The 1420-nt window shown below is 68.5% G+C and carries 1 protein-coding gene and 1 pseudogene; one reads left to right on the top strand and one right to left on the bottom strand.

Translation table 11 applies throughout. From position 1 onward, the window contains the following. Positions 1-184: pseudogene (locus ACYVD1_RS34670) on the bottom strand (sensor histidine kinase); the annotation flags it as partial. Positions 185-530: 346 nt separating this feature from the next. Here ACYVD1_RS34670 and ACYVD1_RS34665 point away from each other — a divergent pair. Further along, positions 531-1295 carry an ABC transporter ATP-binding protein gene (locus tag ACYVD1_RS34665; protein WP_460778709.1) on the top strand — a complete coding sequence of 255 codons (765 nt, stop codon included), beginning with the start codon at positions 531-533 and terminating at the stop codon, positions 1293-1295. Positions 1296-1420 lie beyond the last annotated feature (125 nt).

Genomic DNA, 1420 nt, shown 5'->3' with positions numbered 1-1420 from the left:
AGAACGTGGACAGCAGGCTGACACGGTTACTGGCCCCGGCCACCATCATGATCCCGTTGAAGGGGAGGGTGAGGACGGCGAAGCACCAGTCGGAGATGCGCAGCCGACGGCCCCACCACCACTGTCCGTTACGGCGCAGCAGGATCCAGAGGTCCTCCGCTTTGTTCCCCAGCCAAGTTCTCACCCGGCAGAGTCTACGACGGCCCGCTTAGCGGGCCCTCCGTTCGGACGACAGGCCCAGGCGGCGGTCCGATCGTCGGCCAGATCGTGTTCCCGCAGGCCACAGGGGGCTCTCCTGGTTCGTCACCGAATCCGAGGTGACGACGCCCCCTACGAAAGTGGGGGGTGCGCCCGGACGAAGGAGTCCCGAACCCGCCCCGCATCATGCCTTTGGCCGAGTCAGGGTTCAGCCCCGCGGCGGAGGCCCCGGCGGGGATCGCGGATCTAGCGTGGTCAACACGCCGACGAGCACGGGCAGACCCCGGCCCGACGGCCCCACACCCCGTTCCCGATCCCTGGAGTTGTCTGCCGTGACCGAGTCCGCAGTGAAGCCCACATCCCCGGTCCAAGCACCCCCGGTAGTGGTGGCGCGAGGGCTCAGCAAGACCTACGACACCGGCGGCAGCCAGGTACACGCCCTGGCCGGGGTGGACGTCGAGTTCCACCGCGGTGCCTACACGGCGATCATGGGACCCTCCGGCTCCGGCAAGTCCACCCTCATGCACTGCCTGGCCGGGCTGGACGTACCCACCTCCGGCACCGTACACCTGGGCCGCACCCAGATCACCGGCATGCGCGACGGCGACCTCACACTGCTGCGCCGCGACCGCATCGGCTTCATCTTCCAGTCCTTCAACCTGCTGCCCATGCTCACCGCCGAACAGAACATCCTGCTGCCCTCCCAGATCGCCAAACGCAAGGTCGACCAGGAGCGCTTCGACCACATCGTCGACGTCGTGGGCCTGCGCGACCGGCTCAACCACCTGCCCGCCAAACTCTCCGGCGGACAGCAGCAACGCGTCGCGGTGGCCCGCGCCCTGCTCAACGCACCCGAGGTCGTCTACGCCGACGAACCCACCGGCAACCTGGACTCGCGCTCGGGCGCCGAGATCCTGGCCTTCCTCCGGGACTCGGCCAAGGACCTGCACCAGACCATCGTCATGGTCACCCACGACCCGGTCGCCGCCTCCTACGCCGACCGCGTGGTGTTCCTGCGCGACGGCCGGATGGTCGACGAGGTCGCCGACCCCACCGCCGAGGCCGTCTCCGAGCGCCTGCTGAAGCTGGAGGCCTGAGTTGCTGCGCACCACACTGGCCGGACTGAGACTGCACGCCTCCCGGTACGTCACCACCACACTGGCGATCCTGCTCGGCGTCATGTTCATCTCCGGCACGATGGTCTTCGCCGACACCCTCAACG

Source organism: Nocardiopsis nanhaiensis (genome assembly GCF_054778635.1).
The sequence above is the reverse complement of the archived record's forward strand: the minus strand, read 5'-3'. Positions and strand labels throughout refer to the sequence as shown.